At 37.9% G+C, this 12,809-nt stretch carries 12 protein-coding genes; 7 read left to right on the top strand and 5 right to left on the bottom strand.

Annotated features, from left to right (window positions below; translation table 11 throughout):
- Nucleotides 1-30 precede the first annotated feature (30 nt).
- Nucleotides 31-756: a glycerophosphodiester phosphodiesterase gene (locus KFD70_RS09475; protein ID WP_336451511.1), complete on the bottom strand. Its 726-nt coding sequence runs from the start codon at nt 754-756 to the stop codon at nt 31-33.
- A 152-nt stretch (nt 757-908) separates the two neighbouring features.
- Between KFD70_RS09475 and KFD70_RS09480 the strand changes: the two genes are divergently transcribed.
- The 4 genes from KFD70_RS09480 to speB all read left to right on the top strand — a co-directional run bounded on the left by KFD70_RS09480 (nt 909) and on the right by speB (nt 4,823).
- Nucleotides 909-1,316, top strand: a complete 408-nt coding sequence (locus KFD70_RS09480; RefSeq protein WP_336451512.1) for a MerR family transcriptional regulator — start codon at nt 909-911, stop codon at nt 1,314-1,316.
- A 5-nt stretch (nt 1,317-1,321) separates the two neighbouring features.
- Nucleotides 1,322-2,485, top strand: coding sequence for an MFS transporter (locus KFD70_RS09485; RefSeq protein WP_336451513.1), 1,164 nt, complete (start codon nt 1,322-1,324; stop codon nt 2,483-2,485).
- A 365-nt stretch (nt 2,486-2,850) separates the two neighbouring features.
- Nucleotides 2,851-3,678: a polyamine aminopropyltransferase gene (speE, locus tag KFD70_RS09490; RefSeq protein ID WP_174100832.1), complete on the top strand. Its 828-nt coding sequence runs from the start codon at nt 2,851-2,853 to the stop codon at nt 3,676-3,678.
- 272 nt (nt 3,679-3,950) lie between these two features.
- The gene (speB, locus tag KFD70_RS09495; RefSeq protein WP_336451514.1) at nt 3,951-4,823 is read left to right on the top strand and encodes an agmatinase; all 873 of its coding nucleotides are present in this window, start codon (nt 3,951-3,953) and stop codon (nt 4,821-4,823) included.
- 149 nt (nt 4,824-4,972) lie between these two features.
- On the opposite strand, the gene KFD70_RS09500 is transcribed toward speB, so the two are convergent.
- Complete coding sequence (locus KFD70_RS09500) at nt 4,973-6,010, bottom strand: PTS sugar transporter subunit IIC (protein WP_336451515.1); 1,038 nt, start codon at nt 6,008-6,010, stop codon at nt 4,973-4,975.
- 233 nt (nt 6,011-6,243) lie between these two features.
- Here KFD70_RS09500 and KFD70_RS09505 point away from each other — a divergent pair, with 233 nt between their 5' ends.
- Nucleotides 6,244-6,606 carry a YxeA family protein gene (locus KFD70_RS09505; RefSeq protein ID WP_336451516.1) on the top strand — a complete coding sequence of 121 codons (363 nt, stop codon included), beginning with the start codon at nt 6,244-6,246 and terminating at the stop codon, nt 6,604-6,606.
- 24 nt (nt 6,607-6,630) lie between these two features.
- Here KFD70_RS09505 and KFD70_RS09510 read toward each other — a convergent pair whose 3' ends face one another.
- A complete protein-coding gene (locus KFD70_RS09510) occupies nt 6,631-7,617 on the bottom strand; it encodes a S66 family peptidase (RefSeq protein ID WP_336451517.1) in 987 nt (328 codons plus the stop codon).
- A gap of 202 nt (nt 7,618-7,819) precedes the next feature.
- Here KFD70_RS09510 and KFD70_RS09515 point away from each other — a divergent pair, with 202 nt between their 5' ends.
- Both KFD70_RS09515 and argS read left to right on the top strand, forming a co-directional pair.
- Nucleotides 7,820-8,257, top strand: a complete 438-nt coding sequence (locus KFD70_RS09515) for a YwiB family protein (RefSeq protein WP_336451518.1) — start codon at nt 7,820-7,822, stop codon at nt 8,255-8,257.
- Nucleotides 8,257-9,927: an arginine--tRNA ligase gene (gene argS / locus KFD70_RS09520; RefSeq protein WP_431613153.1), complete on the top strand. Its 1,671-nt coding sequence runs from the start codon at nt 8,257-8,259 to the stop codon at nt 9,925-9,927. Before KFD70_RS09515 ends, argS begins: the two co-directional genes overlap by 1 nt.
- A gap of 125 nt (nt 9,928-10,052) precedes the next feature.
- Here the strand turns inward: argS and KFD70_RS09525 are convergent, their stop codons facing one another.
- Both KFD70_RS09525 and map read right to left on the bottom strand, forming a co-directional pair.
- Complete coding sequence (locus KFD70_RS09525; RefSeq protein ID WP_336451520.1) at nt 10,053-11,453, bottom strand: M28 family metallopeptidase; 1,401 nt, start codon at nt 11,451-11,453, stop codon at nt 10,053-10,055.
- Between the two features lie 440 nt (nt 11,454-11,893).
- Nucleotides 11,894-12,691 carry a type I methionyl aminopeptidase gene (gene map, locus KFD70_RS09530; protein WP_336451521.1) on the bottom strand — a complete coding sequence of 266 codons (798 nt, stop codon included), beginning with the start codon at nt 12,689-12,691 and terminating at the stop codon, nt 11,894-11,896.
- Nucleotides 12,692-12,809 lie beyond the last annotated feature (118 nt).

Consider the following 12,809-nt stretch of genomic DNA (forward strand, 5'->3'; position numbering starts at 1 on the left):
TAAACACAAAATGAAAAAGAGCCCTTTCAATTAAGAAAGGAGCTCAAAAGCGCGCATCGGCCAATCTGTAATAATAACATCTACGCCGTAATCAATCATAGTTTGTAAATCTTTATATTCATTGATTGTATAGGGCCGGAATACATATCCTTGCTGCTGCGCAGTTTGGACAAATTCTTTTGTTAATAGCTGAAAATTAGGGTGTAATCCGGTTGCTTCTCTTTTCTTTGCTTCAGCAATTGGATCAGCAATTGGTTCATCATATAAGATAGCTCTCGGAATTTCAGGAGCAAGTTCTGCAAGCAAAGAAACAGAATCATGGTTAAACGATGAGAATATAATTTGGTTTGAAAGGTGATACTCCCGAACAAGATCAACAACTTTCTCTTCGATACCTGGATAGTGGATTACGTCTGTTTTTAATTCAATATTAAGTTGTAAATTTGTCGTAGATAACCAAATGAATACTTCGCGTAATGTTGGAATTTTCGCTTCGTGAAAGGAAGGTTCTTTATAACTGCCTGCATCAAGAGCTTGTAATTCCGCTACTGTTTTCTCAGAAACAAGTCCAATCCCATTTGTCGTACGATCAACAGTTTCATCGTGAATTACAACGAGCTCCCCATCTTTTGAAAGGTGAACATCAAGTTCAATGCCATGAGCACCAACACGTTCTGCTTCTTGAAAAGCGATCATTGTATTTTCTGGATGTGTACTTTTCACTCCGCGATGGGCAAAAATAAGTGTTTTCTTCATTTGAAAAATCTCCTTATGAGTTCATTTCTTTCATTATGAAACTGTAGCAAAAAAAATACAATCTATATGCCAAACATTTACAAAAGTATAACAGTTGCATAAAAGTTAACGTTAACGTAAAATGTAATAATGTGATGGAAGGAGGAATATACATGTATAAGATTGATGAAGTAACAAAGCAAGTTGGATTAACAAAACGTACACTTCGTTATTATGAGGAAATTGGCTTAATTCATCCGCCGGAGCGCAGTGAAGGAAATATTCGTCTTTATACGGATGAAGATATTGCTCGTATTAAAAAGATTGTAGAAGCGAAAGAAGTATTAGGAATCACACTTCAAGAAATGCATCATTTCTTATCATTAAAAGAGCGTATGGAGCAAAGACGAAATAGCGAAAATCCACGTGATCGTGCAGTGATTCAAGAAATTAAGGATATGCTTGAGAACCAAGTACAAACGTTAGATACAAAAATGAAACAAATGGAGCGCGTGAAAGCAGAATTAGAGAATAGTTTAGAGCGCGCAATTAGATTCTTGGAGGAAACAAAAGGAGAGTAATAAATATGGAGAGCAAACAAAAATTAGGGAGATTGATTACAGTACTGGCTACTTTCCTTGCCTTTTCAGGCATCGGAGTAGTCGATCCTATTTTGCCAATTATTGCTGAGAAAATTGGTGCCACACATTGGCAAGTGGAAATGTTATTTACAGCATATATTTTAACGATGGCAATTATGATGTTGCCCGCTGGTTTATTTGCAGCGCGGTTTGGCGATAAGAGAATGATGACAATTGGTTTATCGATTGTAACTGTATTTGCTTTTATATGCGGTATATCACAAACGATTGCACAGTTATCTCTTTTCCGCGCTGGCTGGGGGTTAGGAAATGCGATGTTTTTCGCAACAGCGATGACATTATTAATCGCTCTTAGTAAAGAAGTACATGAAGCGGTAGGTTTATATGAAGCGGCGATTGGTTTAGGGATGGCAGGTGGTCCGTTATTAGGTGGACTACTAGGCGGACATTCTTGGCGATACCCATTTTTTGCGACAAGTCTTTTAATTTTATTAGCATTTATTCTTGTTTTCTTTTTTGTAAAAGAACCGGAGCGCAAAGTAAAGCGCAAGGCAGCTGGGGTAGGGGAATTACTTAACCTGATTAAATATAAACCGTTTATGCAAGGTGCCATTTCAGGCATGTTATATTATTATGGATTTTTTGTTGTATTAGCATATTCACCACTCATTATGCATTTATCGGCAATTCAGCTCGGTTTCGTATTTTGCGGCTGGGGACTTGCGCTAGCATATGGATCTGCAATATTAGCGCATAAATTAGAAGGGAAATATGAGCCAAAAGCATTGTTAAGATTTAGCCTATTTGTATTTGCGATTCTGTTACTTGCATTATTCTTTGTGAAAGTAATGTGGTTACAAATTGTTCTTATCGTCTTATCTGGATTAGCATCTGGATTAAATAACGCTTTATATACAAGCTATGTCATGGATATTTCACCTTATGAAAGATCTATTACATCAGGTGTATACAATTTTGTCCGTTGGCTTGGCGGAGCAATTGCACCAATTTTATCGGGAATTATCGGTCATGCGATTTCACCACAAAGTCCATTTTTAGTTGGAGGAATCGTTGTATTAGTTGGTTGTGTCACGATTTTGATTCCTGTTCGAGAAAATTCCAAATTAGAAGCAGAAACCCTCTCATAAGACGAATTGAAGAAACTTGGTGCGGGGTGATCGTGGGCTTTTTTGGGGTAGGTGGTTTTGGTGAATGAAATTTTATCGGCGATTTTTCAAATATATCGACGCAAATTTAAATATATCAGCGATTCGACAAAGGATATCGACCATTCGGCAAGTAACGACAAGCAGAAACCCTTTCATAAGAAAGGGTTTTCTTTATTGCTAAATATAGTGTTATTGTAATTTACGAACGAAAATAATTTTACCAAAATATATTTTCGGTATTTTTGTACTTTTAACTATACATTTTGTATGTTTTGTTTTATTTTTGTTAGGGGACATTAATGATGTCCCTATTATAAATTTGCAGCGAAAGGCGTGATTGTACGATGGAACTATGGTTCACTGAAAAACAAACAAAACATTTTGGAATTACGGCGCGTATTAACCGCACATTACATACGGAGCAAACAGAATTTCAAAAACTTGATATGGTTGAAACTGAAGAATTCGGAAACATGCTTATTTTAGATGGCATGGTTATGACAACAGAAAAGGACGAATTCGTTTATCATGAAATGGTAGCACACGTACCTTTATTTACACACCCAAATCCTGAAAACGTATTAGTTGTTGGCGGTGGTGATGGTGGTGTAATCCGTGAAGTGTTAAAACACCCAAGCGTAAAGAAAGCAACACTTGTTGAAATCGATGGAAAAGTAATCGAGTATTCTAAACAGTACTTACCATCAATTGCAGGTGCATTAGATAACGAGCGCGTTGAAGTAAAAGTAGGAGACGGTTTCCTACACATCGCAGAAAGTGAAAATGAGTACGATGTAATTATGGTTGACTCTACTGAGCCAGTAGGACCAGCAGTAAACTTATTTACAAAAGGATTCTACGCTGGAATCTCTAAAGCGTTAAAAGCAGACGGTATCTTCGTTGCGCAAACGGACAACCCTTGGTTTACACCAGAATTAATTTCAACTGTGTTTAAAGACGTAAAAGAAATCTTCCCAATTACACGTCTATACACAGCGAATATTCCAACATACCCAAGTGGAATGTGGACATTCACAATTGGATCTAAAGAACACGATCCATTAAAAGTAAGCGAAGAGCGTTTCCACGAAATTGAAACGAAATATTACACGAAAGAACTGCACAAAGCAGCATTCGTATTACCTAAGTTTGTTGGAGACTTAATTAAATAGAAAAGCGGAAGCCACCGAGCATTCTAGCCGCTGCAGCTAGACAAAAGAAAAGCGGAAGTGGCTGGATAATAGATGAAAGTGTAAGTAGCTCATTTAAGGTGCACGTCCACAAGATTTGAGCATGCTAGCTACTTACACTTCTATAAATAAAATAATCTTCTCATCGTTAAAAGAAGATTGAGGTAAATCGAGAAAGAGGAGTATAACGCTCCAAATTTGAGAAATAATGAAAGGTTGGGATACCTTAAGTTCCACATAAGGAGGAAAAGAATATGCGTTTTGATGAAGCTTATTCAGGTAAAGTATTTATTAAAAGTCATCCGAGTTTTGAAGAGTCAGAGGCTGTTATTTACGGGATGCCAATGGATTGGACAGTAAGCTACCGTCCAGGTTCTCGTTTTGGCCCTGCACGTATTCGTGAAGTATCACTTGGACTAGAAGAATATAGTCCATATTTAGATCGTGAACTAGAAGAAGTAAAATATTTTGATGCTGGCGATATTCCGTTACCATTCGGAAATCCACAGCGTAGCATAGACATGATTGAAGAATATGTAACAAAACTATTAGATGCCGGTAAGTTTCCACTAGGTCTTGGTGGTGAGCACCTAGTGTCTTGGCCAGTTTTTAAGGCAATGGCAAAAAAATATCCGGACTTAGCAATCATTCATATGGATGCTCATACTGATTTACGTGAGTCATATGAAGGGGAGCCTTTATCCCATGCTACGCCAATTCGTAAAGTGTGTGATTTGATTGGTCCGGAAAACGTATATTCTTTCGGAATTCGTTCTGGTATGAAAGAAGAATTCGAATGGGTAAAAGAAGTGGGCATGAACTTATATAAATTTGAAGTGTTAGAGCCATTAAAAGAAGTATTGCCAAAACTTGCAGGACGCCCAGTCTATGTCACAATTGACATCGACGTATTAGATCCAGCACATGCTCCTGGAACAGGAACATTAGAAGCTGGTGGTATCACATCTAAAGAACTATTAGATTCCATCGTTGCAATTGCAAATTCAAATATAAAAGTAGTCGGAGCAGACTTAGTAGAAGTAGCTCCAGTCTATGATCATAGTGACCAAACACCAATCGCAGCAAGCAAATTCGTGCGGGAAATGCTTCTTGGTTGGGTGAAGTAAAAGCGGAGGCAGCTTGCTCAGAATCGCAGGTCATTGGAGCACTCGACCGAGAAGCGGCTTACAGCACCGATATATCGGCACTTTTGCAAGATTCGATAGTATAAGAAAAAAGGAGCGAGTTTCCATCCTATGGAACTCGCTCCTTTTGCTTATGCAACTTTTTCTTCCGGAGTAATTCCGCGAATTTCATCAGCGGTACGAATTGGGTACTTACGGAAAATAATTGTTCCGATATAACCAATAATTGTGGTAACAATTCCACATAATATAGCTGCAATTGTTACTTTCATTACATCGTTGAATCCGAATAGAACAAGGAGTCCTGGAATTGGTGATGCCGTACCAGGTGCGTTATTCACAAGTTGGAATAAGGATGTAATAATGCCAGCAAGTGCACCGCCAACAAAGTTTGTCGCATAGATTGGAATTGGGTTCGCTGCGACAATGTCAGCTTGTGTTAATGGTTCAATTGCTACAGCAATTGTATCTTTCTTTGAACAAATCTTTAAACGTTTAAAGAAAATAAAGTTCATTGGAGCAGAGGCTGCTACTGCAAGACTACCGATAGCCATTGGTAGGCCTGTTAAACCGAGCATAGCAGTTAGAGCCATGGAGCTTAATGGAGATGTAGAGATAACTGTGATGAGCCCGCCAAGCATAATCCCCATAATAACCGGGCTTTCTGTAGTTGCAATTGAAATAATAGAACCGATTTTTCCAAGTGTTGCATTCACAACTGGATCCATAAGCATAGCCATTCCGCGTGAAAGTGGTGCAGCGATGAACAAGATTGCTAAAAACTCCACGCCAGCTGGCAATTTTTTTTCAAGAAATTTCACGACAAAGGCGCAAACATATCCAGCGAAAAAGCCTGGCAAAATACCAAATCCACTTGTGGCAATACCAATTAAAACAGCATATACAGGAGATACACCTATTGCGAGTGCCACTAAAATTGCAGCTGCGACACCGCTCATGCCACCAGAGGCTTGTCCAACCGATTGCAGAAAGTCATTATGAAACATTTCTCCACCAATATAACGGTGAAATGCCTCAATAAGAAAACTCGCAATTGCAGCGTTGGCCAGAGCACCCATTGCTTTCATTCCGTAAGGAGCACGGTAGCTAAACAGTGTGAAAAGAAAAAGTACAACAAGTAGTAGTGCTAAACCTTGCAAGATAGCCATTTGATAACTGTCTCCTTTTTGATATTTATTATAAAAATTTGTATTATTCAATAATAATACAAAAGTTGCTTAAACGGAAAATTTTTTTGTTAGGAAAATACTACAAACGTTTTTTCTTACAATAGTGTAAGGGAAGTGTAATACATTTCAATAGAGAATAGCATGCCCTTTTCTGTATAATTACAAATATGATTACGTGAATATGAAGCGAAATGTATATAGGAGGTACATGCATGAAATTGGTGATAAAGGTTTTAGCCGTTTTTGCCATTCTTTTAGGTGGTACGGCATATTATTTACAAACAAAAACAGAAGGTGTTCAGGCATTTGTCGATAACTTCTTTTCAAATAAAGAAATACAAGATTATTATGCGGTTATAAATAAAGGTGAGAGAATAGATGATGAATATTTATATACGTTAAAAGGTTACACAGAAAATGGAGAGAAGCAAACGATTAAAAAGATGGTGAATCGTCAATTGCACTCTGGTGCTTTTATAAAGATTTATGCGAAGGGAATGCAAGGAAAAGGATGGGCTGAGATTTCAAAAGAAGAAATTCCAGAAAAAGCTTTAAAACAGTTGCGGAAAGTATAAAAGGAGCGAGGTGTTCGCTCCTTTTTAATGCGTTAAAAGTGCAATCGATGTGTTTATTTTGTCAGAAACAATTTTTACAAGCCCTCCAATTGGAAATGTGAATATTGGAGTTGTATGGCCAAAGTTAGCATTTGCAATGACAGGAATGTGGGAAAGCTCTTGTTTTGAGTAAATCATTTCTTGTATATCTTCTATAACAGCTTCAGACGCTTTTTGAAGTTTTCCAATGACAATACCTTTTACATATTCAAATTCAGGTTGTTGCATAAGGGAGTGTAAGTAACGATCGAATGTCTGCACAGTTGCGTTTCCCGTTAAAGCATCCTCTTCTAAAAATAATATTTTATCTCGTAAGCTCGGCATATATGCTGTGCCTTGTAGTAAATTAAAGGTACTCATATTACCGCCAACAATTTTGCCAACAGCTTCCCCTTTATGTAAGGAAATATAGCCTTCATTTTGGAAGAAAGTTCGATTTTCTTGGTCCATATACCAAGAATCATCGCTCCATGTTTTAGCAGGTTGTATTTCTATTGGCTCTTCAGAAGTCATGCATTTTAAAAAGTACTCTATTGTATAATCAAGCCCTTTCTCCATTCCGAATGAAGAGAAATGAGGACCGGAATATGTAATTAGACCAGTCTTCGCATAAATTGCATTGCTTAGAGATGTAATATCAGAATAACCACAGAGAATTTTAGGGTTGTTGCGAATTAAGTCATAATTGATATGGTTTAGGAGACAATTGGAATTATATCCTCCAAGTGTTGTTAAGATTGCTTTCACCCTTGGGTCAGCAAAGGCTTCGTGCAGATCATGAATACGAGAAGAAACAGAGGAAGAAGCAAAACGGTCGATTTCTTCCGCATTTTTTGAAAAGGTAACATGAAATCCTAGATCTGTTAGTCGTTTTATAGCAAGATCTCGATTGTAATCTGAAACAATACTTAAACTAGAAGACGGTGAAATAACTCGTATTTCATCTCCCCTTTTTAATTTTGATGGTATCATTTGTAATATCCCCTTTTTGAAAGAAAATTTAGATTTAAAAGACATTTTATCATAGGCGATAGATCTTTATAAATTGTTTTTTCGAAGCAGAGTTTTCCTGATTTTTCAGCAGACAGACAGAGGCTTTTTTTGATATGATAGGAAAAGTGATTTATTATAAAGTGTATTTAATATCTATAACATGTTGAAAGGTGTGCAAGACGTGGAGAAACAACTTGCAGGCTTGCCGGTACACGTTCATTTTGTAACAGAAATCCGTGAAGGGGCACGAAAGGAGACCGTTGCTTTTGAAGCAAATGGTCAATACTATGTAAAAGGTCAAAGTACATATGTAACATTTCAGGAGCCGAACGAACAAGGCGAAGTGAAGACAATTATCAAAATTCAAGGTGAACAAGTTCTCATTATGCGTTCAGGTGCTGTTTCTATGCGTCAGACGCATGTGAAAGGTGAATGGACAACTGGTACGTATACGAGTGAGCTTGGTACGTTTGCATTGCAAACGAAAACCGATAATGTTCTTTTTAAATGGTCGGGCGAGAAGAAAAAAGGACAACTCTTTTTAACGTACGCACTGCTTCTAAGTGAACAAGAAGCTGGTCGATATACAATTACGATTAATTTGAAGGAGGCAAAATAATGAACTCTTTAGAACAAGTAAAAGAATTGATTAAAGATGAAATTAAAGCTGCGGTATTAAAAGCTGAATTAGCAACAGAAGAACAAATTCCAAATGTTGTATTAGAATCTCCAAAGGATAAAACACATGGTGACTTCTCTACGAACATGGCGATGCAGCTTGCGCGCGTTGCGAAAAAAGCACCTCGTATGATTGCAGAAGAATTAATTGCAAACTTTGATAAGGCAAAAGCTTCTATTGAAAAGATTGAAATTGCTGGTCCTGGTTTTATTAACTTCTATATGGATAACAGCTATTTAACAGACCTAATTCCGGCAATTGTTAAAGCTGGCGAGGCTTACGGTGAAACAAACACTGGTAAAGGTGAAAAAGTACAAGTTGAGTTCGTGTCTGCAAACCCAACAGGCGACCTTCACTTAGGACATGCACGCGGTGCAGCAGTAGGAGACACATTATGTAACGTATTAGCAAAAGCAGGATATGATGTATCTCGTGAATACTACATTAATGACGCTGGTAACCAGATTCATAACTTAGCGCTTTCTGTTGAAGCTCGTTACATGCAAGCATTAGGGTTAGAAAAAGAAATGCCAGAAGATGGCTACCATGGTGCGGACATCATTGGAATCGGACAACGCTTAGCAGAAGAGTTTGGCGATCGTTATGCAAAAGCTGATGAAAAAGAAAGCTACGAGTTCTACCGTGAGTACGGTTTAAAATATGAGTTAGCAAAACTTCAAAAAGACTTAGAAAGCTTCCGTGTTAAATTTGATGTTTGGTTCTCTGAAACATCACTATACAAAAACGGAAAGATTGATCAAGCTCTTGCAGTATTAAAAGAGCGCGATGAAATCTTTGAAGAAGAAGGCGCAACTTGGTTCCGTTCTATGACTTACGGTGATGATAAAAACCGTGTATTAATTAAAAACGATGGTTCTTACACGTACTTAACGCCAGATATCGCGTATCACCGTGATAAATTAGAGCGTGGATTTGATAAATTAATCAACATTTGGGGTGCTGACCACCACGGTTACATTCCTCGTATGAAAGCAGCAATCCAAGCGCTTGGTTACGACAAAGATACGTTAGAAGTAGAAATTATCCAAATGGTACAACTATACCAAAATGGTGAAAAAGTAAAAATGAGTAAGCGTACAGGTAAAGCTGTTACACTTCGTGAATTAATGGAAGAAGTAGGCGTGGACGCAATGCGTTACTTCTTTGCAATGCGTAGCGGTGACTCTCACTTAGACTTTGATATGGACTTAGCGGTATCAAAATCTAACGAAAACCCTGTATACTATGCACAATATGCTCATGCACGTGTATGCAGTATTCTTCGTCAAGGAGAAGAACTTGGTTTAACTGCAGGTGGGGATGTAAACTACAAACTGGTTGCATCTGAAAAAGAAGTAGACTTACTAAAAAAACTTGGTGAATTCCCAGCAGTAGTTGCAGACGCAGCACAAAAACGTTTGCCACACCGCATTACAAGCTATGCATTTGAATTAGCAGCAGCACTTCACAGCTTCTACAATGCAGAAAAAGTATTAAACCAAGATAACTTAGAGTTAAGTAAAGCTCGTTACGACTTAATGCGTGCAGTACGCATCACACTGCAAAATGCATTAGCATTAGTAGGTGTATCTGCGCCGGAGAAAATGTAATAGAGAAAAGCGGAGCCGACTGTTTAGTCCCGGTGGTTTTCCCTAACAGGGAAAACCACTTTTTTATTAATCTGGAATCATGAAAAAAGCCCCCCATTTCAAAAGATGGGGGCCTTTAGCTATAATTAAGCAGCTTTTTGTTCACTTTGTACAGCTGGCTTTTGAAGAACATCAGAAACACCAGTACCAATAACATCTAATGCCATTTTCATACGTTCTGGTGAAATGTTTTCTCGAATGTTATCTTGTGGTGTATGGTATACCTTTTCAATATGATAGATAAGTGGATTCCAGCTATCTACTCCCATCCAAATGAACAGAGCTGCAGGAATGCCTGCATATGCAAATGGAACATGGTCACTAGAGCCGAATTTACCTTGAAGAACAAGATCATTATTTAATTGTTTAGCCGCATTTAGTGTAGCATCCGTTACAAGATTCGTAGAACCATCTGGTGTCATTGCATATAAGTTTTTTGCTTTATCATAGTTTGTCGCAACCATATCAGCATTGAACACGCCTAAAATACGATCGCGTTCTTTTTGTGATAAGTTATCAACATAGTACTCAGAACCAATCAGTCCCATTTCTTCTGATCCAAAAGCAATAAAGCGAATTTCTTTGTCAGTTTCTACATTTTGAAATGCGCGAGCTAATTCTAATACTAGCCCTGTTCCAGAGGCGTTATCATTTGCTCCCGGTGCTCCAGCAACGCTGTCATAGTGTGAACTTACGATAACAGCTTTTTCATTTCCAGTGCTGTTTTTTGGTTTCTTTTTCGCGATAACGTTTAGTGATTGTAAGTTTGATTCATGTCTTGCTTTTAAAGAAAGGATTGTGTTCCCCTTTTTTGCTAATTCTTCCTTGAAGGCATTTCCTTGTGCATAAGCAAGGCCAAATACAGGGATTGACTGTTTTTTCGTTAATCTTGGATTGAATGTTTGTCCATAATTACCGCGACTACCAATTAAACTATATAAAAGAACGCCCTTTGCGCCTTTTGCTACTGCATTTTCTACTTGTTTGTTGTAATCTGCTACTGTTGCGCCTCTTTCAAATAAAACGATTTTTCCATTGACTTCATTTGGAATTTCGTCTAACTTTGTCCCATTTGGCACAAAAATGAGAGGAGCCGTAACAGCTTCAGCTGAAATAAGGGAATTTGGAGCAGCGCCGACTTGCCAATTTCGCGATTTGGACAATGGTGATTCAATGAACCCTACATATTGATCGGGTACAGCAAATGGCTGATATTCTACTTCATATCCCATTGACTTTAATTTCATTCCGACATAGCGGGAAGCCCATTTTTCTGATTGTGTTCCACCAGGACGTGGGCCGATGGTTTCTGATAAAAAGCGGACATGTTCGATTGCGCGATTTGCATCAACTTGTTTTGTAATAGATGGAGTCTCAATCGTTGTTTGCGGGGAATCAGCTTTTGCTTGTCCGATTGGAGCTAAGCTGACAGCGAGTGTTGCAGCAAGCAAAGAGCTTACTATTTTTTGTTTCCATGTTTTCTTCATATATTCCTCTCCCATTCTTCTATTCTATCTGACTGACAAAAGAAGACGGATAACGACTATATTCTACCTGTTATTTTTTGTATTTTCAATCAATTTGAGTTGAGAAATAAAAGTAAGGATAATTTGTATATGCATATTTACATATTTCTAGAGGGGGTGTATATGCTATTATTTGAAAGGAAGGTTCGCTTTCTTGTTTGAAAGCCCCTAAAATGCATGTCTAGTGTACCCAAACTTTAGATTATGTAGAGAAACAGAAATTCAGGGTGGGATTTCTGTTTTTCATGCTTGAACCTTTTAACTATGGTAATCATGTTCCCACATTTCATGATTACTATCAGTAAATATGTAAGGCATCCATATGCGAAGAGGAGAAATCAATGCTGATTTCTCTTCTTTTTTGTATGGAAAAAGGAATGCCATTTGCATTCCTTTTCTTTTTATAGCTCAGTTAAAATAATTGGTTCACCACGTGTTACGACAACTGTATGTTCACATTGTGCAACAAGGCTTTTATCTGGTGTTACAAATGTCCAGCCATCATCGCCGCGTTCGATAATGTGGTCGGCCTTCATAGAAATGAAAGGTTCTACAGCGATCACAAGACCGTCTTTCAGAAGCGCATTATCCATTGGATCGTAGTAGCTTAAAATGTGATTTGGTGCTTCGTGTAAGCTAAGTCCAATGCCATGTCCTGTTAAGTTTTGAATAACGGAATAGCCATTTTTATGTGCGAAGTTAGAAACTGCACGGCCGATTTGGTTTTGTTTTGAACCAGCTTTTACTTTTTTCATTGCTGCCCAAAATGCGTCTACTGCTGCTTGGCAAAGTTTTTCTTTTTCTTCATCTTGACCAAGAACAAAAGAAATACCTGTATCTGCATAATAGCCATCAAGTGCTGCAGATACATCCACATTTACTAAGTCGCCTTCTTTTAATACTTGATCTTTTGGAATACCGTGAGCAACTTCTTCATTTACACTAATACAAGTGAAGCCTGGGAAATCATATTCTTTTTCAGGTGCAGAAATAGCACCGTGCTCGTCTAATACTTTTTTGCCGATCAAATCAAGTTCTTTCGTTGTCATGCCTGGTTTTGCTTGTTTTTTCATTTCTTCACGTGCAAGCGCAACAACACGGCCGATTTTTCGTAAACCTTCTAAATCTTGTTCATTACGAATGATCATAAAAAAAACCACTGTCCTTCCTCGAATGTATATCTTACACGATTGTATCATGTTTGTTTTTGTCCTGCTACTTGCGTACTATTAACCTCGTTCTATAAAGGGTTTGAAGAGGTATAGAACAGAGTAGTGTGATTCATTTCATAAGGATTTTATGACAATTGTCATATGC

It is taken from the genome of Bacillus pfraonensis, from assembly GCF_050768835.1.
GTDB lineage: Bacteria > Bacillota > Bacilli > Bacillales > Bacillaceae_G > Bacillus_A > Bacillus_A pfraonensis.

What these genes read in the sequence shown, in the direction of transcription:
- argS (WP_431613153.1), top strand. Translation starts at nt 8,257, where the DNA reads ATGAACTCTTTAGAACAAGTAAAAGAATTGATTAAAGATGAAATTAAA.
- KFD70_RS09485 (WP_336451513.1), top strand. Translation starts at nt 1,322, where the DNA reads ATGGAGAGCAAACAAAAATTAGGGAGATTGATTACAGTACTGGCTACT.
- KFD70_RS09510 (WP_336451517.1), bottom strand. Translation starts at nt 7,617, where the DNA reads ATGATACCATCAAAATTAAAAAGGGGAGATGAAATACGAGTTATTTCA.
- KFD70_RS09475 (WP_336451511.1), bottom strand. Translation starts at nt 756, where the DNA reads ATGAAGAAAACACTTATTTTTGCCCATCGCGGAGTGAAAAGTACACAT.
- KFD70_RS09525 (WP_336451520.1), bottom strand. Translation starts at nt 11,453, where the DNA reads ATGAAGAAAACATGGAAACAAAAAATAGTAAGCTCTTTGCTTGCTGCA.
- KFD70_RS09480 (WP_336451512.1), top strand. Translation starts at nt 909, where the DNA reads ATGTATAAGATTGATGAAGTAACAAAGCAAGTTGGATTAACAAAACGT.
- KFD70_RS09505 (WP_336451516.1), top strand. Translation starts at nt 6,244, where the DNA reads ATGAAATTGGTGATAAAGGTTTTAGCCGTTTTTGCCATTCTTTTAGGT.
- map (WP_336451521.1), bottom strand. Translation starts at nt 12,691, where the DNA reads ATGATACAATCGTGTAAGATATACATTCGAGGAAGGACAGTGGTTTTT.
- speB (WP_336451514.1), top strand. Translation starts at nt 3,951, where the DNA reads ATGCGTTTTGATGAAGCTTATTCAGGTAAAGTATTTATTAAAAGTCAT.
- speE (WP_174100832.1), top strand. Translation starts at nt 2,851, where the DNA reads ATGGAACTATGGTTCACTGAAAAACAAACAAAACATTTTGGAATTACG.
- KFD70_RS09500 (WP_336451515.1), bottom strand. Translation starts at nt 6,010, where the DNA reads ATGGCTATCTTGCAAGGTTTAGCACTACTACTTGTTGTACTTTTTCTT.